Origin of the sequence: Maribacter sp. 4G9, assembly GCF_002742265.1 — a bacterium.
Lineage (GTDB): Bacteria > Bacteroidota > Bacteroidia > Flavobacteriales > Flavobacteriaceae > Maribacter.
The window spans coordinates 122,003-140,142 of the sequence record NZ_MDGL01000007.1 but is presented as its reverse complement, the minus strand read 5'-3'; the positions used below and the strand labels follow the sequence as shown (position 1 = coordinate 140,142).

Annotated in this window: 17 protein-coding genes; 6 read left to right on the top strand and 11 right to left on the bottom strand. The window is 45.3% G+C overall.

What is annotated here, in order from left to right; all coding sequences use genetic code 11:
• Positions 1-63: 63 nt before the first annotated feature.
• From BFP75_RS01240 to BFP75_RS01230, 3 genes are read left to right on the top strand one after another with little or no spacing between them, the layout of a single operon-like run.
• The gene (locus BFP75_RS01240) at positions 64-2,403 is read left to right on the top strand and encodes a PSD1 and planctomycete cytochrome C domain-containing protein (RefSeq protein WP_099542922.1); all 2,340 of its coding nucleotides are present in this window, start codon (positions 64-66) and stop codon (positions 2,401-2,403) included.
• A gap of 4 nt (positions 2,404-2,407) precedes the next feature.
• Complete coding sequence (locus BFP75_RS01235) at positions 2,408-3,862, top strand: DUF1501 domain-containing protein (RefSeq protein ID WP_099542854.1); 1,455 nt, start codon at positions 2,408-2,410, stop codon at positions 3,860-3,862.
• Positions 3,863-3,866: 4 nt separating this feature from the next.
• Positions 3,867-5,306: a c-type cytochrome domain-containing protein gene (locus BFP75_RS01230; protein ID WP_099542853.1), complete on the top strand. Its 1,440-nt coding sequence runs from the start codon at positions 3,867-3,869 to the stop codon at positions 5,304-5,306.
• Between the two features lie 348 nt (positions 5,307-5,654).
• On the opposite strand, the gene BFP75_RS01225 is transcribed toward BFP75_RS01230, so the two are convergent.
• Complete coding sequence (locus BFP75_RS01225) at positions 5,655-6,950, bottom strand: alpha/beta hydrolase family protein (protein WP_099542852.1); 1,296 nt, start codon at positions 6,948-6,950, stop codon at positions 5,655-5,657.
• A gap of 420 nt (positions 6,951-7,370) precedes the next feature.
• Between BFP75_RS01225 and BFP75_RS01220 the strand changes: the two genes are divergently transcribed.
• From BFP75_RS01220 to BFP75_RS22230, 3 genes are all read left to right on the top strand, one after another.
• Positions 7,371-8,039 (top strand): hypothetical protein, encoded by a 669-nt coding sequence (locus BFP75_RS01220; protein ID WP_099542851.1) that lies wholly within the window; start codon positions 7,371-7,373, stop codon positions 8,037-8,039.
• A gap of 249 nt (positions 8,040-8,288) precedes the next feature.
• Positions 8,289-8,489, top strand: coding sequence for a deaminase (locus BFP75_RS22235; protein WP_262497589.1), 201 nt, complete (start codon positions 8,289-8,291; stop codon positions 8,487-8,489).
• Positions 8,490-8,508: 19 nt separating this feature from the next.
• Positions 8,509-8,727 carry a hypothetical protein gene (locus BFP75_RS22230; protein WP_262497588.1) on the top strand — a complete coding sequence of 73 codons (219 nt, stop codon included), beginning with the start codon at positions 8,509-8,511 and terminating at the stop codon, positions 8,725-8,727.
• 86 nt (positions 8,728-8,813) lie between these two features.
• Here the strand turns inward: BFP75_RS22230 and BFP75_RS01210 are convergent, their stop codons facing one another.
• The 10 genes from BFP75_RS01210 to BFP75_RS01170 all read right to left on the bottom strand — a co-directional run bounded on the left by BFP75_RS01210 (position 8,814) and on the right by BFP75_RS01170 (position 18,017).
• Positions 8,814-9,182, bottom strand: coding sequence for a hypothetical protein (locus tag BFP75_RS01210; RefSeq protein WP_099542850.1), 369 nt, complete (start codon positions 9,180-9,182; stop codon positions 8,814-8,816).
• A 17-nt stretch (positions 9,183-9,199) separates the two neighbouring features.
• Positions 9,200-9,511 (bottom strand): hypothetical protein, encoded by a 312-nt coding sequence (locus tag BFP75_RS01205; protein WP_099542849.1) that lies wholly within the window; start codon positions 9,509-9,511, stop codon positions 9,200-9,202.
• Between the two features lie 69 nt (positions 9,512-9,580).
• On the bottom strand, positions 9,581-11,767 hold the full coding sequence (locus BFP75_RS01200) for a xanthine dehydrogenase family protein molybdopterin-binding subunit (protein WP_099542848.1): 2,187 nt from the start codon (positions 11,765-11,767) through the stop codon (positions 9,581-9,583).
• A 4-nt stretch (positions 11,768-11,771) separates the two neighbouring features.
• The gene (locus BFP75_RS01195) at positions 11,772-12,245 is read right to left on the bottom strand and encodes a (2Fe-2S)-binding protein (protein ID WP_099542847.1); all 474 of its coding nucleotides are present in this window, start codon (positions 12,243-12,245) and stop codon (positions 11,772-11,774) included.
• A gap of 82 nt (positions 12,246-12,327) precedes the next feature.
• Positions 12,328-13,668 (bottom strand): AGE family epimerase/isomerase, encoded by a 1,341-nt coding sequence (locus BFP75_RS01190; protein ID WP_099542846.1) that lies wholly within the window; start codon positions 13,666-13,668, stop codon positions 12,328-12,330.
• 296 nt (positions 13,669-13,964) lie between these two features.
• Entirely contained in the window at positions 13,965-14,105 is a 141-nt protein-coding gene (locus BFP75_RS21635) for a hypothetical protein (protein ID WP_158657116.1), read from the bottom strand.
• A 634-nt stretch (positions 14,106-14,739) separates the two neighbouring features.
• The gene (locus BFP75_RS01185; RefSeq protein WP_099542845.1) at positions 14,740-15,543 is read right to left on the bottom strand and encodes an SH3 domain-containing protein; all 804 of its coding nucleotides are present in this window, start codon (positions 15,541-15,543) and stop codon (positions 14,740-14,742) included.
• Between the two features lie 223 nt (positions 15,544-15,766).
• Complete coding sequence (locus BFP75_RS01180; RefSeq protein ID WP_099542844.1) at positions 15,767-17,323, bottom strand: arylsulfatase; 1,557 nt, start codon at positions 17,321-17,323, stop codon at positions 15,767-15,769.
• 164 nt (positions 17,324-17,487) lie between these two features.
• Positions 17,488-17,694: a DUF2892 domain-containing protein gene (locus BFP75_RS01175; protein ID WP_099542843.1), complete on the bottom strand. Its 207-nt coding sequence runs from the start codon at positions 17,692-17,694 to the stop codon at positions 17,488-17,490.
• A gap of 17 nt (positions 17,695-17,711) precedes the next feature.
• On the bottom strand, positions 17,712-18,017 hold the full coding sequence (locus BFP75_RS01170; protein WP_099542842.1) for a hypothetical protein: 306 nt from the start codon (positions 18,015-18,017) through the stop codon (positions 17,712-17,714).
• Between the last annotated feature and the right edge of the window lie 123 nt (positions 18,018-18,140).

Below are 18,140 nucleotides of genomic sequence, written 5' to 3'. Positions count from 1 at the left end.
TTGATAAAAATTATGGGTAAATTGATTACATTTAAGGGTCGACCGGACTTGAAAGTATTCCAAATGAACTATAAAAGTATAACGGCACTGGTTTTGATAGCCCTTATAGGCGGATTGTACGCCTATAAAAAGGGAGCTTTTGAGTTTAAAAATGACGAATATGCCACATTGGCCTTACCGGAAACGGTAGATTACAACTTTCATATAAAGCCGATTCTATCCGATAAATGTTACACCTGTCACGGCCCCGATGCCAATAAGCGTAAGGCGGGATTCCGTTTGGATGTGCAGGAATCCGCATTATCGGAACTTCCGGAATCGCCCGGTCACTTCGCCATTGTACCAAAAAACCTTCGGGCGAGCAAGGCCTATCTGGCAATCATATCGGACGACCCAACGGTACAAATGCCCCCGGCCGATTCCAAATTGGCCCTATCGGCCTATGAGAAAAAACTCATTAAAAAATGGATTGAGCAAGGAGCCCAATTCGAAAAACATTGGGCCTATATTCAGCCACAGAAAATAGCCCTTCCAAAAACTTTAAATACGTGGGGCAATAATGAAATAGATGCCTTTGTGCTCAAAAAACTGGAGGAGCAAAACATGCTTCCGTCCAAAAAAGCGACGAACGAAACCTTGATACGGAGGATCAGTTTGGATTTGACCGGACTGCCGCCAAAACCCGAAACGGTTTCCCAACTTTTGGCCCCTGCATCACAGGATACCATAGCACATATCATCGATACTTTTTTGGCCTCCCCCGCTTATGGGGAACGTATGACCCAATCCTGGCTGGACGTGGCGCGTTATGCGGATTCCCACGGCTATCAGGACGATAGTTACCGTACTATGTGGCCTTGGCGCGATTGGGTCATCCATGCCTTTAACAAAAACCTTCCCTATGATACTTTTTTAACCTGGCAGTTGGCGGGCGATCTTTTGCCCAACCCAACTAAGGAACAGATATTGGCAACAGGCTTTAACCGAAACCACCCCATTACCCAGGAAGGTGGAGTCATTCAAGAAGAATACAGGACCAATTATGTACTGGACCGCACCAATACTTTAGGTAAGGGGATTTTGGGACTTACCCTGGAATGTGCCCGCTGCCACGACCATAAATATGACGCTATTTCCCAAAAGGATTATTTCGAAATGTTCGCCTTTTTCAATCAGGTGGACGAAAAGGGACTCCAGATGGATGCCGTACAGGCGAAGAACCAAGCATTTTTTGCAGACCCGCCTTTTATTCAGGTTTCTGACGATGAAACAGATGGGGTGCTTTCATTCATAAACATGAAGAACATTCCCAAGGTCAATGTGATGGTCATGAACGATTCCGCACCTAAGACCACCTATATTTTGAACCGAGGGGAATACGACCAACCTACCGACTCCGTTCTGCCCAATACACCAAAATCCATATTTGCCTTTGCAGACAATCTTCCCAAGAACCGTTTGGGACTTGCACAGTGGTTGACGGACAGGCAAAACCCGCTAACAGCTAGGGTGTTTGTGAACCGCATCTGGGCCATGCTCTTTGGGAAGGGCCTTGTGGAAACCTCCGAGGACTTTGGGGTACAAGGAAGCCTGCCTACGCACCCAGAACTGATGGACTGGCTGGCGGTCGATTTTATGGAACACGATTGGGATATTAAGTATTTGCTCAATAAAATTATGCTTTCGGCCACCTACCAACAAAAATCGGAGTTAAGGCCCGATTTGAAGAAGGCCGACCCGGAAAATATATGGTGGGCGCGTGCCCCGCGCTTTCGGATGAGCGGGGAAATGATCCGTGATTACGTACTTGCCACCAGCGGGCTTCTCAACCAGGAAATAGGCGGCCCTAGTGTAAAGCCCTATCAACCTCCCGGTCTTTGGGAAGAAACGAACGCAGGGGGCAATAGGGGTGTCCTCACAAATTATGTGCAGGACCAAGGGCCGGATCTCTACAGACGTTCCCTCTACACCTTTTGGAAACGTACCCTGCCACCGCCCAATATGACTATTTTTGATGCGCCCACTCGTGATTTTTCCGAAGTTAGGCGCCAAAAGACCAATACGCCCTTACAGGCTTTGGTGCTCCAAAACGATGTGCAGATCTTGGAAGCTGCCCGCGTACTGGCCCAAAACTTGGTTTATGAAGACCCCAATAGCCAAGATTACATCACCGATATCTTCAAACGTATCCTTGTAAGGTCTCCCAATGAAAAGGAATTGGCGGCATTAAGCAATTACTACCAAGATGCCTTAAAAGGATATGAGCGGAATCGGGTTGAGGCTGAAAAATTGATTGAGTTAGGGGAATACCCTAGGCTCGATACGGACGCCGCAAAAACGGCCGCACTCATGCTCACCGCCCAGGTGATTTATAATTTGGACGAAACCATAACCAAAGAATAGCAATATGGAAGAACAAAAGAAAGAAAACCCTTTGAAGGTCAATAGGCGCCACTTTTTTTCGCAACTTAGTATAGGTATTGGTTCCTTGGCCTTGGGGTCTTTGTTGATTCCCGATCTGTTCAAAAATGGGCAAATGAATTTGGGCCAGCAGCCTTTGGGCATTCCCCATTTTGCCCCAAAGGCGAAAAGGGTCATCTACCTGTTTCAGGCCGGGGCACCTTCCCAATTGGAAACCTTTGACTATAAACCGATGTTGCGCAAGCGGATGGGCGAGGACCTGCCGGAATCGATCCGAAATGGACAGCGTTTGACGGGCATGACCGCCAATCAAGAGAAGTTTCCGTTGATGCCCCCTGCGGTCGATTTTAGGCAACACGGGCAAAGCGGCACTTGGATCAGTGATTTTTTTCCGTACACGGCGAAAATTGCCGATGAGATAACGGTCATCCGAAGCATGCATACCGAAGCGATTAACCATGACCCCGCCATTACCTTTTTCCAGACCGGAAGCCAAATATCCGGTCGTCCCAGCATGGGTTCCTGGATGAGCTATGGCTTGGGGAGCGAAAACAAGAACCTCCCTTCTTTTGTGGTCCTGACCTCCAGGGGCAAGGGCAACAGCCAAGGACTCTACTCAAAACTTTGGTCCAGTGGTTTTTTGGATTCCAAACACCAGGGCGTGCTGTTGCGTTCCGGAAAGGATCCCGTGCTATATCTCAATGATCCAGAGGGCATCTCCCGATCGGAAAAACGGGATCTGTTGAACGAGGTATCCGCACTGAACAAACTACATCATGTGGAGACGGGCGACGATGAGATAGAATCAAGGATCGCCCAATATGAAATGGCCTACCGTATGCAGATGTCGGTTCCGGATGTCATGGATATATCCAAGGAACCCAAATCCATTATAGACCTGTACGGGGAGGATTGCCAGGTACCCGGTACCTATGCGGCCAATGCACTTCAAGCAAGAAGGTTGGCGGAGAACGGGGTGAGGTTCATACAATTGTACCATCAAGGTTGGGACCAGCATGGTAATTTGCCCAATGAAATGGCGGGTCAGGCGAAGGACGTTGATCAGGCATCGGCGGCATTGGTGCTGGACCTGAAACAGCGGGGCATGTTGGAGGACACCTTGGTCATTTGGGGCGGTGAATTTGGGAGAGGCAATTACTGTCAAGGAAAGTTCGATCCCGCCAATTATGGCAGGGACCATCATCCCAGGGCCTTTAGTATCTGGATGGCCGGTGGGGGTGTTAAGCCGGGGCTGAATTACGGTAAGACCGATGAATTTGGGTACAATGTCATTGAAAATCCGGTGCACATCAATGATTTTCACGCTACTTTGATGTACGCCTTGGGACTGGATCATGAGCAATTGACCTACAAGTACCAAGGGCGTCGTTTTCGGCTTACCGATGTAGCGGGGAATGTCATCAAAGACCTTTTAGCGTAAGCCGATGATAAAACCTGCTCAAAAGCATTGGGTGGATTACCTCATTTTGGGGCTATCCGTCTTTTTGGTTTTTTGCCTTCTGTTCGAATCCTATATGGAATTACCCTCATGGGTATCTTGGTTGGGACGTTGGCATCCCCTAGTTTTACATTTCCCCATTGTCCTTTTGATCATAGCCATTTTTTTGGGTTTAACGGGAAAAAAGGTTCCTAATAGTTTATTGACCGTTGCGGTATTATCCGCCTTGATTACCGCCATTTCCGGATTTTTTTTAGGGAAGGATGCTTCGGTAAAAGGAGACCTGCTTGTTTGGCATCAATGGTTGGGCGGGGGCTTGGCCCTGTTGGCGGCAGTATGGTATGCCCTTGTACATGTATTTCCTTCCCGCGTAGCTTACCAAAAAGGGATACAGCTGGTACTCATTGTACTTATAGGTTTTACCGGCCATTATGGAGGCATGATTACCCATGGTCCCGATTTTTTGGCTTTTCCATCGGACCAACAAAAAAATAAAATCCCGGAGAACCCCTTGATTTATGGGGATGTGGTAGTGCGAATTCTGGACAATTCCTGTGTGTCCTGCCACAACCCAAACAAACAAGAGGGGGAACTGTTGATGACGGGTCTTGGGGAGTTGTTGAAAGGTGGAAAAAGTGGTAAAACCGTGATCCCTGGTGACCCCCAGGACAGTGAGCTCATAAAACGGCTGCATTTGCCTGTGGACGATGAAGATCATATGCCACCGGAGGGCGAGAGCCCTTTGGGCGAGCGTGAAATTGGAATTTTGGAACGATGGATTGCCCTGGGTGCTTCCGATACCCTCAGATTGGACCAACTTGAACCATCGGAACCGTTGGTAGGGCTCATAGAGGAAATGATGACACCGGATCCCGAAAAAAAATGGCAGGACCTTCCCAAAGTTGCCGATAGTACCCTCCAAAAACTATCCACGGATTATCTCACCATTTCGCGTATGGCAAGTAATTCCAATGCCTTGAGCGTTGATGCCTACCTACCGCCGGAATACGACCCCAAGCAAATTACAGATTTAAAACGCGTGGCAAACAACATCGTTGAATTGGATCTGAGCGGTCTTCCTTTGGGCAATGCCGAGATGTCCATGATTACATCTTGTACGAATCTGGAGTGGTTGGAGTTGGACAAAACTCCCTTGACGGACAAGAGCCTACAGCCGCTTGTGAATTTAAAAAACCTGACCTTGCTAAAGGTTTACGAAACCAAAATTACGGACCAAAGCGTGTCGGTTTTTACACAGCTGCCCAAGCTCTCCAAACTATATGTTTGGCAAACGGACATTTCTGAATCCGCGTTGAAATCCCTCCAAAGGGAACGCCCTGCCCTTCAGATAAACCAAGGAATAGACCCCATTACCAAGGACTTTTTTGTAACGACCGATTCCACGGACACCAACAGTCTCCAATAAGTTTGTCCTTTAATAAGAAACTGTTCACCAAAATGCTTTCCCGTTTTGATGTTCCATCACAAAAGCCATTGGTCAATAGAAGAATCCACCAAACAAAAATACCAACCAAGGGGAGGTTTTTGTTGTGGCACCAAGTGAGGCGGTCTACCTATCTTTAGCTAGCTTCTTTTTGTTCGTCAAAGTGAGTATCATTTGTCAAGGTACATCAACAACTTTAGCTATAAATGCCCTCAAGAAATACTTTAGGACAATAAATGAACCTGTAAAGAATACTGTCTTGAATGGTATTAAACAAAAAAGCCAAAACAAGACCTTATAATTTGCATCACATTGAACTATCGATTCTTTTTATTCCATTCCCTGGGAATGCAACAACTCCATGCCGGTGGATGAGCGTGGTTTAAAACCGGGCCAATCCTTCTCATTGGAGTTTTCAGGAATGTCCAAGAGTAGGGAATGGTCCTCTCTCTTTAGATGGGTACCCAGAAATGCGGTGACAAAGTGTTGATTGACATTATTTATTTTACGCTGGTCCCACGAGGAATCGGCATAGCGATAATATTCATCCATGTGGAGTCCGGGTGCCAAGGATTCGGCCGGTGGCGGATTTGGGGCCACATTATGCCTTGCATTCATATAGGTAAGTAGGTATCGGTCTGCGTTGATAGCTCCTTCATAGAGAGCCTTTATACCATTTTCGTAGCCGGATATATCATCCTGACTCCCTGCAATGAAAAAGGTAGGCTTTTTTAAACCTTTTAAACCTTCCGCATCCCAAACCCCTCTCGCCATTCCCCATGGGGCGAAAGCTACGACCGCCTTTATGCGTGGATCAATGGATTCTTGATAATCGGGATTGCTAGCTACAAGGGATTGGATAGCCGTGCTGCCCCCTGTCATTTGTCCGAAGAAACCAGCAGCACCATCACTATAACCCGCTCCACCCACATTTAAAACACCATAGCCACCCATGGAATAACCAATTATGCCCGTACGGTTTGCATCCGTAATTTTCCCAAGGGGTGTATTGGTCAAAGCCGCCATTTCATTTAAAACGAATTTGATGTCCTTGGCCCTATTCAACAAAGTACTGTAAAATGCATTGGCATCCCTAAAAGTAGAATCGGTATGGTCAATGGCAACAACTACATACCCTTTGGATGCTAAATTTTCGGTGAGATAGGTCATCAAATAGCGCGAACCTACATAGCCATGGGAAACTATGACCAAGGGAAACGTACCTTCCGTTGTTTTTGGTGCTGCGTCTCGAACGGCCCTGCCTTTAAAAGTAAATGGAATCAATGGGCGCAGGCTATCCCCACGCGTACCCATTACTTCTTCGTAGGTCGTCAATACGTTGTTTGCTGATGCTACTGCTGCAGGATACCAAACTTCAACGGTCAGGGGTCGATCGTAAAGCACGTCCTTTCCTCCTTTAGAATTAAGGATGTCAATTTGATTTTTATGCAAGAGCTCAATGGTTTGTACCCCAACGGTGTGTTTGCCCCGTGCGGCACATTCCGGCGCATCCGGTAAGAGATCACCGTATAGAAATTCTTGTTGGGCGTTAAGCGTTCTTCCAGCGCACAGTACGAGAAAGAATATGGCCAAAAATGGCATGGAACAGATTTTTTTACCTTTCATGATATCGTTTTACGTTAGGTAAACAAGATACTTAATTTTGATTTTATCCTAATAGGCAAGTCCAAATTTGCAAGGCAGTTGGGACACTACGATATTCTATATTGGGGTATTTGGTTAAAATGACCGGTATGGCCAACTGCTGTTAGGCTGTGCTTTTAAATATTGGGCCTATAAGGTGCGAAGCCTTCAGGAAAGTACTTTGGCATATTAAAGGACAATCGCGTATCTTGTAAAGGCCCACCCTGTTCGCAATTTCAATGTTCCCCCGAAATATGTTATTGCTGCTATCCAGAAATGGGCCTGTTTTACGGGAACAAAGAAAGGGTACGGCAACAAACCAAAAAATACCTTTTAGCGGGGATATTGTTTATAAGCAAATAATGTTTTCTTAGACAAGAGCAATTTCTGAAATGTGTTTCTATGAACCTACAGGACATGAAAATTACGGTGCAAAAAGCTCGTAAAAAAGTGGTAAAGGAAGTGGACCACTTTGCTAAGTTGGAACGTTTTATTGCCGCTGTCCTAATTTTTACTCCTGCTATCTTATATTGGGCGGATTTGGGTTGCCGGGATACTTTTAGGGACAGTATTAGCAATTACTATTTTATGTGGGCAGGGCATTGGTTTGGGAGCCTATTGACCTTGGCTGCGGCCCTCTTCATCTATAACGGCGCCCAGCATATGTCCGCTCAAAAGGAAAAGCAGCCCTTGGTAAAAAAGGCCAAAAGCCGCTTTGGAAAGGGCTATAACATCATCTTTGGAGTGGCACTGTTTGGAGTGTTGTTCTTTGACCACATCACTTTTAAATGGACTCACTACATTTTTGCCAGTATATTCTTTGTGGGCTGTGCCCTGGCCATGATCCTCACCCGTGAAACCAGAATAAACACTTTGGGCGATGTGTTGGGGGTCTTGACCCTTGTATTCTTGGGATTCCATTTATTGCTGGAATATGTGGTTTGGAAGGACCACAACCCATTTACCCTACTTTGGGCAGAATGGATCGGGCTCATCTTGATTGCCATTTATTTTATCGCGGAATCCCGACAACGTGATAGGCAGGAAGAAGAGGCACACTTATACGAATAACATCCTTTGTTTTTTTAAATGCGGACTAGAGTTGATTTCTTGGGTTAGCGCCATTATTTACGGTTAATCAATACAAAACATGTTTTTGAGAGGATTTTGTTCTGTCCGTTCTTCTAAAATGTTTTGAATTTAAAAACGATAGATAATGAAGTATTGCTCAATGCCATTTTGCGGATTACGCTCAATGATATTGTGAACAAGCACTTTAAGTCGTAGTCAACCAAGTATCTTTAGCGATAAAACACAAGTATGTACGAAAATTATATGCAAATGGCAATCGCTAAGGCCAAAGAAGGGAAAAACGCTTCTACCGGAGGTGCTTTTGGTGCGGTAATTGTATTCAAAGGTCAAGTGGTGTGCGCTGTACACAACCAGGTAAAAAAAGAACAGGACATTACCCAGCATGCGGAGCTACACGCCATTCAAATTGCCGCTAAAAAAACTGGGTAAGGATGGCTTAAAGGATTGTGTGCTATATACCAGCTGCGAACCTTGTATGATGTGTTTGGGAGCATGTCATTGGGCTCAGTTTAAAGCCATTTATTTTGGGGCCTCTGCCCAGGATGCCAAAGATTATGGATTTGTCTATTCTAAATGTTATTACCAAATGGATAGCGACCAGCGGCACAAGGAATTCCGCATGACGCAGCTATTGGCTAAGGAGGCAATAGGGGTTTGGGATGAATAAAAAAGGTCAAATGCTTATCAAAGTATTAGTATATAGCTAACAGGTCTTAGAGAGGTAAGATACCGTTCAGCGTGGAAGAAATGCTTTTAAGAGCTTCTTTTTCGCTCTAAATATAAAAACAAGCACATTCCTTGGGCGTAGCAAAGTACGTCCCAAGGGTCTTGCGTATAACGCACATTTACATTGGGCAGATATCCTTCGAAGTATCCAGCGAACAGGGCCGTAACCACAACACATAAGATAGGAGACAATCGCAATTCATCATCTGATTTTATAAATCGCGCCCCTTCCAAACAAATTTTTAGCACAATGGGCATACACAAGAAATCGTTCAGATAATTATTTGCGAGCGCTGGAAGAGTTATCTCCAAACGTTGCGCCAAATAGACCAACATCGCAAGGAGTGAAAATACCTGAAAATAGTGTTTTTGAAAGGTTAGAAAGGCCTGCTTCATCAGAATGCTTTCAAATCTTAAGCCGCAATATATCCGAAAATCAAGGCTAAAAATGAACCTATGGCCAGTACCACAATCCAAATAGAGTAAAAAAAACGGGCGGTATACCGGATGACTATATTCTCATGTTGCTTTGCGTTTTCAAAGAAGAGCGTTATTTTATTTTTTTTCTTGACCTTTTGGGTTGCGCTCTTTTCCTTGGCCTTTTGCTGGCGTTCGAGCTTTCTTTTTAAATTAATATTGATTATTTCCCCACAGTTTTTACAATAGTCCCGATTTAAATTTTCGGTCCCACAATTTTGACAGGTTCTATAGGTCTCGTTAGACATGTATTTTTTTTAGTGTCGAAGTGCTAATTACCGGCACCCACTTTCTATTATTTGACGATTAAAAATTTTCTATCCGTTCAACACCTCCAAAACCCGGTCTGGGGTAAAGGGTAGGTGTCGCAAGCGTTTGCCCGTCAATTTTAAAAAGGCATTGGCAATGGCCCCGGCCACCATGGGGGTAGCGGTCTCGCCAACGCCTTCCGGATGTTCCGCTGAGGGTATAATCACCGTTTCAATGCTATCGGGTACTTCTTGCATGCGCAAGAGTGGATAACTATTGTAGTTGCTTTGTTGTACTTGGCCATCCACCAAGGTAATCTGTTCTTTGAGCACGGAGCTGATGCCCATAATAATACCCCCTTCCATTTGGGCCTTTACATTGTCCGGTTGTACCACCACTCCGGCATCCAAGGCAATCCAAAAATGGTGCACGTTGATTTTACCCGTGTTGCGGTCCACCGAAATTTCACATACGCCGGTTCCCAAGGAACCATGTTCCACAAAGGCGACACCCTTGGCCCTACCTTCGGGCGAAGGAGCTTCCCAAGCTGAAATTTCGGCCACTTTTTCCAAGGTAGCCAAGGCACGTGGGGAATCGGCCATCAGTGTTCTTCGAAAAGCCACGGGATCTATGTTTTGGTCATGGGCCACTTCGTCCAACATCGCCTCGATGGCAAATTTATTGGGCCCGTGCCCTACGGAACGCCAATGTTTTAAGCGTACCCCGTGCGAGGCTTCCCGCCACTCCACCCACTGGTTGGGGATAGCATAATGATCGTTTCTTGCTCCGCTGGCCACCAGATTGCCACCATCGCCCACCACACAGTGCGAGAAACTGCTGAGGTTGCCCTGGGCATCGGTACTTACTTTGAGCCGCTGCAACGTCAAGGGTCTATAGGCACCATAGCGGACATCATCTTCCCGGGTCCATAGCAACTTTACGGGCCTGGGTGCCATTTCTTTTGCCAAGCGACCACATTCCAGGACAAAATCGTTCATACTGCGTCGTCCGAAACCTCCTCCTAAATATTGCAGGTGTACGTTGACGGCTTCGTGGGGAATGCCCAAGAGATCGGGGATTCCCAATTTGGTATCCGGACCCTGCTGGCTACCTACCCAGACTTCGGCACTTTGGCCATCAGCCGCTACTTGAACCACCGCATTCAGAGGTTCCATTTGGGCATGGTACACATAGTCATTTCTGAAATCGGCCTCATAGGTTTTGGCCGCCGTCCGAAACGCTTGGCCCACATCTCCCACTTCATTAACCGTATTTCCCTTTTCTGGGGCACTGGCCATTTGGGCATACACATCGTAAATTTTTTGGGAGTTGAATCCGGAGGCCTGCGCATCGCTCCATGATATGTCAAGCCCTTTTTTAGCTGCCAAGGCAGCCTCTAAGGTATTGGCCACTACACCAATGCCATAGTCAAAAGGCACAACTTTTAAAACACCATCCATAGCGAGGATGTCCGATTCATTGTTTAGTGTGGGTTTGGCCACATGTAAGGCACCCCGTTCCAAAACACCATAAACCATATCGGGTAAACGAAGGTCGATGGCAAATTGGGCACTGCCGTCCACTTTTTGTGGGATTTCCGTACGGGGAATTTGACTTCCGATTAATTTAAAATCTTTTGGATCTTTTAATCCCCCATCATTAAAATCAGGCAAGGTTTCGGGCATGGTCAAATAGGGCACCAAGTCACCATAGGATATTTTTTTTCCGTTTTTTTCGTGAATGATTGTACTGGAATCCGTAGTCAATTCCTCAATGGGTACCTTCCAATGGGTCGCCGCAGAATGCAGCAACACATAACGGGCCTGAGCCCCCGCTTTGCGCATTACAGTATAATAGCTATTGGTGGTGCGGCTGCCTACGGTAAACATAAGCTTGGTGCCGGGTTGCCATCCCGGGGAACCGTAAATGTCCGATTCCTGGGGAGAAAATTCTACGTTCACGTTGGACCAATCAGCATCCATTTCTTCGGCAAAAATGACCGGAAGTGCCGTCATGGATCCCTGGCCCATTTCTGCGGCGGGATTGTATATGGTAATCTGGCCATCTTCGGTGATGCGGACCCAAGCGGTAACGTCGTGTTTTGCTAATTGGCCTTGCATTCCTTTGGCGTCCGTACAGGAAATTAAATTGGGCAATAGGCCCGAAACTCCAATAAAAAGGGCTGCTCCTCCAGAGGATTTTAGGAACTGTCTGCGGCCTACGGGTGCTATTGTTTTTTTGCTGATATTTTTCATGGCCTTAGGAAGTTGTATTGGTTTTTTCCTTGGCCATTTCTATGGCCTCTAGGATGCGTAAATAGGTGCCACAGCGGCAAAGTACCCCGTTCATATGACTTTTGATTTCTTCTCGTGACGGATTCGGATTTTTTTCCAATAGTGCGGCCGCTTGCATGATTTGCCCCGATTGGCAGTAGCCACATTGAGGTGCTTGCGCTTCTATCCATGCTTGTTGTAAAGGATGGTCGCCTTTTTCCGAAAGACCTTCTATGGTCTTGATTTCTTGTCCGTTGGCCACATTGTCCACTTGAAGGACACAGGCCCTAACCGGATTACCATCCAAATGGATGGTGCAACTACCACATTGCGCGATACCACAACTATATTTGGTACCCGTAAGTCCCACGTGTTCCCGTAATACCCAGAGCAACGAAGTGCCTTGGGCCACATCGACCTCATGTGAGGTTCCGTTAATCTTAAGTGAATAGCTAGCCATAATCCTTTAGTTTCCGTTAATTTAGCAAAAAAAGAAAAGCCTTTTGACCGGTAGCTGGAAACTTTAAGGATTCCAAAAGCACTTATGGGTGGGAATTGGTCAATTCAAATTCTCCCTTCATCATTTTTATGACGTTCATCAACGATCTGACATTGTGATAGTTTACCTTCCAAATCTGGGCCTTGGCCCTTTTTTCCGCTTCCGGGCTCGTATCCAAACCAGCGTCAAACCAACCGTTATGGGTATGGTCAATCAGATACGTGTTAATATAGTGCCACTGATTCTCAAAAAACTCGGAATATTGGGGTTCTTCGGGATACAGTTTGGTCATGAGCAACAGCGTGTTCAGACATTCTGCTTGCGTCCACCATACCTTCCTGTTATCTTCAATAGTTCTAGTATTGGTTTCATCCCAATAGTAACCTCCTTCATAAAACCCACCTTTTGAGGTGTCCCAGCCCCAATCCAAGGCATGGTCCACCATGGTTTTTGTCTTCCTCATTGTAAGGGTATCGTTTTTCTTGCCCAGCACATGTGATGCTTCCAAGAGTAAAAATGCGGTTTCCACATCATGCCCGAAGGAGACATGGTCCAAGAAGAAGTTTTCATTGCGAATGTTTTCCGTAGAATCTTTATAGGATACGGGTGTCCAGTCCCGTTGCAAGTGTAGGGTCAGGTAGCCTTTTTCCGTGGTGATGGTATCCCTAATCAGGACCAAAAGTTCCTCCAATCGTTCCTTAACTAAGGCATCGGGCCATACCTCATATAAGGCGGTAAAACTCTCCAATAGATGTATGGACGAGTTTTGATCTTTCCAGTCCTTCCGGATATAATTGTCATAGTCGCGGTCATTTTTGGTAACATCCAACATCCAGGAACCGTCCATTTGCAACACATCAAAATAGCCTCCATATTCCAGATCATGGGCATGTTCCTCCAACCAATGAAAGGTTTTTTTGGCCAAATTCAAAGCCGTGGTATCCTTCGAGACCTTATAATAGGTGGCCAGTCCGTAAATAGCGAAAGAATTCCCATAGGCGCTTTTCCCTGTCGATAATAGCTTCAGGGAATCCCCTTCTAAACCCAACAGGGTATGGAAACCACCGTACTCAGAATCCCACATGTGATCTCGTAAGAAATGATATCCGTGTTTGGCGATTTGCTGATATTTGGCATCATTATAAAACCTTGCCAAGGTGGAGGCGGTCCAAACATGCCGTGCCTGACTCACCAACATTTTGTTTTGCTTTCCAACCTTATCCCATTTATAATCAAAGTCCGACCAGAAACCACCGTATATACTATCAATGGACTTTGGGTACCAAACGTTGGAAAGGGTATCCAATGAAGCTTCCAATGCCGTGAGGAGTTCTTTTTTAGGGTCTTTATCCTCCTTAGGATGTTCTTTGCAGGAAAAGCACATTAATGAAAAGAATACAATCAGAAATCCAAAGGAACTTCGTAGAAATAAAGCGTGTTTTGAAATCATATGTCGGGCGAAGAATGATACTAGTTAAAACTACTGATTAATTTTCAAAGAATTAGGGCGTAGCTTTTAAGAGGATAATGAATGGCTTGTTTCTATAGATTTCTCACATTCATTACATTCAGTTCGAAATGACTTGCTGTGTTTGTTTAGTCATTTCGACAGAATCCTAATGGCAATAAGAGTGACGAGAAATCCAAAAAAGCCACCTTTTCTTTCTGGGAAGTGTTGTTTCACGGAGGTGAAACGGGAGGATAGTTTTTTGATACTTTTTCCATCGCCGAAAAAGTATCCAAAAAGGCTAGGCTGATTTTAGGATACTTGAAATCGAGTAAGTCCTTGGTCCGCATCGCCCAGGCCGTTTCCGATTGCATCGGAATACTTTTTGGGCGATTTCCAAAGGGCCATCTCCAAGTCCTCCCCGATTTACTACCTATCCTAAAATAGGCCGGTTTTTCCCTAATAACTATTTTATCTGTTGTCCGGTAACATTAGTATTAAAAAAAGCTCACCTCCCTGAGTAGTGAGGGGTGTTTCACTTTAGTGAAACGGGGAGGGTCGGAGTTGGATACTTTTTGCATCTCAGAAAGAAAACCCTTAAATGTAGAAAGCTTATAGACTAAATGTGTCAATACTAATGATGCGTTAAAACTTTTAATAATCGAATAGTGGATTATTTTAACAGCACCCCTCTTCAGACGAAGAGGGGTGGCCCGCTTGCGGGACGCGGAGATTGACCTGACCTAAAATTTTGGGAACTATCCCTGTACCTTTGGACCTGTCATTGTGGTTCGTGCTTTCTAACCCTCCGGCACGACTTAGGTCGCGCCACCTCCCTTTATCAAAAGGGAGGAGCCAATAATCCTACCCAAAATCAAACGGAAAAACTAAAAACAAGAGACAATTACCTTATATTTAATAATTCCAAAAATTAACGCATCATCTATAATTTGTCAAAACAAAAAACCTGCTACTTTCTGTAGCAGGTTTACTATAAGTGTTTTCATTTTAACGCTGTGCCAGTTCCAAACCATAGTCGTTCCAAACCAGTATTTTGGTCTCTTTGCTAGTCTTTTTCCAATGGGCGGATTCATCAAGGTTTTCACCCATTTCCTTCTTATAACGAATCTTTCCGGGTATGCCATGAGCGTCATCGGGGAAGATAAATTCTTCCCAGAAATAATAGACTCCTGCATCGGACACTTGGGAGAGTCGGGCAACTTGGTGCAGGGCGCCTTCTTGTTGAAAAAGGTAAATACCACCGCCTTCCACACCGCAGGCTTCCGCTAGATAATCTACAAAAAGAACTCCCTCAACATTCGGTAGGCCCTTGCTTCCCAAAGCACTCAAATAGAACTGTCCATTGGCCAACCGTGTTGATTTTTCGGTAAAACTGCCATCGTCCTTCAACGAACGTATCAAAAGATAATCCTCATCGCCCGCTTTGCTCCGCCCAAAAAGATGTACAACATCATTGATTACTTTTTTTTCCAAGGAAATGAGTCCGCCAAGCACATAGCCCGTTACGCCCTTATAGGTTACCTTGTAAAATGGGTGGTCAACGCCTTTGTAGGGCCAAGAATTTTCATGTTTTTCTTGGATAACCAAAGGCGAACCTATGGAAAGGGTTTTGAGCACTTTGGAATTGGTGGTTGGCGCTTCCCGTAGTTGTACCTGGTCGCCAAAAAGGTACACGGTTTGCCCGGGTTCAAAACCACAATCATCATAGATACAGTGCACTTTTTCTTGGGCCTTGGTAGACAAACAGATGGTTAGAATGGTAAGGATGGACAATATCTGTTTTGCTTTCATCTTAAAAGAATTATGAATTATAAAAAGAACGTTGACCTAGCTAATGGTCTTTATGAACACGGTTCTTAATAGTTACGTCCACATAGCCCAATGGAGTTATCGCCATCGGTAAAAAGGGTTGTTTTTTAGGTGAAATACGCTATTTATAAAATCCTTAACAAGAATTGGGCAGCATACTTTATCTATTTCCAAGTATGAAAGGTTCTGGACCGTACTTATATGATCAGTTGCCCAACAAGCCCTTCTCAATCGAGGGAATCCGAAACCGCTCGGTTTCTGCATCCATATGCTCAGCGGCAAAAATAGTAGCGGCCCGTTCCAAAATTTCGGGGTGCTGGGCGGCGACATTTTCGGTTTCGGCAGCGTCTGCCCCCAAATTATAAAGTTCCAAAGTGGGACTTTCGGCATCCTTTAAATGCTGACGCACCAATTTCCAATCGCCCATCCGAATGGCAACCTGACCCCCATATTCCGGGAATTCCCAAAAAAGAAATTCATGCTGCTCTTGTCCTTCTTCCTGTAACAAGGTGGGTAAAAAGCTGATACCATCCATGTCCGAAGGTTTTTCATAGCCGATTAAATCTGACAAGGTGGCCATTACATCATACTGTGCCGATATATGGTCCGTTTTGGAGCCGGGCGCAATATGGCCGGGCCAACTTGCAATCATGGGAACCCGAATTCCGCCTTCATACACAAACCCCTTGCCTTTACCACGTTCCTCCCCAAAAGGTCCGGAGCTATTGAAAAATTCACCATCCGTACCTCCGGTAAAGGTTACCCCATTATCGGAACTAAAAACAATCAAAGTGTTTTCATACAAACCTTTCTTCTTAAGGTGTTCCACAAGTTTGCCCACATTCTCATCCAAATAGGAAATCATGGCAGCATACCCTGCGTGCGGATTTTGATGGGGAAAGTAACCCTTGTCTCCCAAATAGGGTTCTTCCGGGCCAAACTTTTCTTTATAATAATCTACCCAACGTTGAGGTGCCTGTATCGCATTGTGGGGTATGGGTGTGGCCCAATAGAAAAAGAACGGGTCTTTTTGTTGCTCGGAAATAAAGTTGATCATTTGGCCGAACATCAAATCAGGAGCGTAGTCATTAAGGGTATAATCGGCATAACTTGCCGGGTCGTTCGGGTCTGTTCCTTCAGGAAAGGTGGTGGAAGGTGCAATGGTATCGTTCTGTAAATGTACCCGGTTTTCATTGTGGTAAAGATGGAGGGGATAGTAGGTATGTGCCTGCCGCTGGCAATTGTAACCATAGAAAAAGTCGAACCCCATTTTGGTTGGGATAGATTCCGTATGTGGTGCGCCCAGTCCCCATTTCCCTACCATTCCTGTGGTATATCCCTGTTCCTTCAGTTTTTGGGGAAGTAAAACGGTATTGGAGGGAATGGGCCGTTGCCCTTCCAAGGTAGAATCCTTGGCCATAGCTTTGTAATTCCAAACATCGCCACGGTCGCCCCACTCATCATTTCCGCGGATGTAAGCATGCCCCGAATGTTTGCCGGTCAACAGCATGTAACGGGCCGGGGCACAGACAGGGGCACTGGTATAGTGTTGGGTAAATAACATCCCACTTTGGGCCAGGGCATCAATGTTTGGGGTCTCTATCTTTTCCTGCCCATAAACCCCTAGTTCACCATACCCTAGGTCATCGGCAAGGATATAGATGATATTGGGTTTTTGTGGTTTGGGAGCTTTTGTTGTTTGTTCCTCTTTACAGCCAAGTATTAAAAGGGTGCATAATAGTAGGGAAAAGGTCGGTTTCATGGTGTTCGATTTTCTTCCTACAAGCTACTAAAAAATGCTCTTATTTGTTTCGGATGGAAATAATTCTGTACGACCCAACCCGTTCCGCAATCGCGCTACTCCCCTCCCTACTCAGGGAGGGGAGCTTTTAATGAGTACAAAAAGTTAGTTGACAACTATTTGAATCAAGCCTCACAACCCTTATCGGCATCCTTGACCCCTAATTTCCGTAGGATACCCTCCATTAGACACCACTTGGTAAAGGAGGATTGCAATAAGTTGGCACCCACAAAAACGGTAAACCACAACCAGTTGATGTTTACGTACATGGCCAATAGTACACTAATAATGATAAAAGTACCGGCAATGGCGCGAATATATCTGTTAATCATAATTTTTGGATTTAGGTTTAAATTGATTTTTCAATGGGAACCACTACTGCTTTGATCGGGTTACTGGTTTCCAAGGTTTTGTTGAATTCCTTAATAAGTCCAAAGAGCATGTCAATATTTTCATCCTCCGTAAAGGAGAAGAAAAGGCTAGACTCCACACCGCCTTTTTCGCTGGGGAACCAACTGGCGGTTCGCACCATGGGGGCAATATTCTTGTAGCCGTCGATGTCGGAGCCGCTATAGCTATCGATTTTGGCCTTTTTGAATAGGGCAAGGATGTCCTTGTCAAACTCCTCTACAACAGTAACGATCAATAGTTTCATACGGTTAAAATTCAAGTTCAAGTTCAAGTTCAAATTTCAAGTTCAAGTCCAATTGTTTTCATTTCAGCTTCCTATAACCAATTAAAAACGGCTACATGGTATTGCTAGTATTCGAAGTTGAGG

What these genes read in the sequence shown, in the direction of transcription:
- BFP75_RS01240 (WP_099542922.1), top strand. Translation starts at nt 64, where the DNA reads ATGAACTATAAAAGTATAACGGCACTGGTTTTGATAGCCCTTATAGGC.
- BFP75_RS01235 (WP_099542854.1), top strand. Translation starts at nt 2,408, where the DNA reads ATGGAAGAACAAAAGAAAGAAAACCCTTTGAAGGTCAATAGGCGCCAC.
- BFP75_RS01230 (WP_099542853.1), top strand. Translation starts at nt 3,867, where the DNA reads ATGATAAAACCTGCTCAAAAGCATTGGGTGGATTACCTCATTTTGGGG.
- BFP75_RS01225 (WP_099542852.1), bottom strand. Translation starts at nt 6,950, where the DNA reads ATGAAAGGTAAAAAAATCTGTTCCATGCCATTTTTGGCCATATTCTTT.
- BFP75_RS01220 (WP_099542851.1), top strand. Translation starts at nt 7,371, where the DNA reads ATGAACCTACAGGACATGAAAATTACGGTGCAAAAAGCTCGTAAAAAA.
- BFP75_RS22235 (WP_262497589.1), top strand. Translation starts at nt 8,289, where the DNA reads ATGTACGAAAATTATATGCAAATGGCAATCGCTAAGGCCAAAGAAGGG.
- BFP75_RS01210 (WP_099542850.1), bottom strand. Translation starts at nt 9,182, where the DNA reads ATGAAGCAGGCCTTTCTAACCTTTCAAAAACACTATTTTCAGGTATTT.
- BFP75_RS01205 (WP_099542849.1), bottom strand. Translation starts at nt 9,511, where the DNA reads ATGTCTAACGAGACCTATAGAACCTGTCAAAATTGTGGGACCGAAAAT.
- BFP75_RS01200 (WP_099542848.1), bottom strand. Translation starts at nt 11,767, where the DNA reads ATGAAAAATATCAGCAAAAAAACAATAGCACCCGTAGGCCGCAGACAG.
- BFP75_RS01195 (WP_099542847.1), bottom strand. Translation starts at nt 12,245, where the DNA reads ATGGCTAGCTATTCACTTAAGATTAACGGAACCTCACATGAGGTCGAT.
- BFP75_RS01190 (WP_099542846.1), bottom strand. Translation starts at nt 13,668, where the DNA reads ATGTGCTTTTCCTGCAAAGAACATCCTAAGGAGGATAAAGACCCTAAA.
- BFP75_RS21635 (WP_158657116.1), bottom strand. Translation starts at nt 14,105, where the DNA reads ATGCAATCGGAAACGGCCTGGGCGATGCGGACCAAGGACTTACTCGAT.
- BFP75_RS01185 (WP_099542845.1), bottom strand. Translation starts at nt 15,543, where the DNA reads ATGAAAGCAAAACAGATATTGTCCATCCTTACCATTCTAACCATCTGT.
- BFP75_RS01180 (WP_099542844.1), bottom strand. Translation starts at nt 17,323, where the DNA reads ATGAAACCGACCTTTTCCCTACTATTATGCACCCTTTTAATACTTGGC.
- BFP75_RS01175 (WP_099542843.1), bottom strand. Translation starts at nt 17,694, where the DNA reads ATGATTAACAGATATATTCGCGCCATTGCCGGTACTTTTATCATTATT.
- BFP75_RS01170 (WP_099542842.1), bottom strand. Translation starts at nt 18,017, where the DNA reads ATGAAACTATTGATCGTTACTGTTGTAGAGGAGTTTGACAAGGACATC.